At 29.8% G+C, this 389-nt stretch carries 1 protein-coding gene; it reads left to right on the plus strand.

Annotation, left to right across the window (positions count from 1 at the left end; translation table 11 throughout):
* Window positions 1–389: recombinase family protein (locus tag FE392_RS20945; RefSeq protein ID WP_319932004.1), on the plus strand; the 389-nt coding region annotated here is incomplete at both ends.

A 389-nucleotide genomic window follows, 5' to 3' on the forward strand; every position in this document is an offset into this window, starting at 1 on the left:
ATTGAGAGACAACTCGCAATCGCAGCAGAGATAAGTATTCCTGAAGAATACATCTTTATAGAAAGAGCAAGTGGAAAAGATTTTAAACGTCCTGAATATCAACTTATGAAACGTATGTTGAGAAACGACGATGTTTTATATATTCAATCATTAGATCGTTTGGGAAGAAATAAACAAATGATTTTAGACGAATGGCAAGAATTAATTAAAGAAAAAAAGATTGATATCGTTGTGTTAGATATGCCACTTCTTAACACTATGAAATATAAAGATTTAAATGGAATTGAAACTCTTATTTCAGATTTAATTTTACAGTTATTAAGTTATATGGCTGAAGATGAAAGAAAAAGAATCCGCGAACGACAAAAAGAAGGAATTACAATTGCACT

The organism is Xenorhabdus santafensis (assembly GCF_033949405.1).
GTDB classification, from domain to species: Bacteria; Pseudomonadota; Gammaproteobacteria; order Enterobacterales; family Enterobacteriaceae; genus Xenorhabdus; species Xenorhabdus santafensis.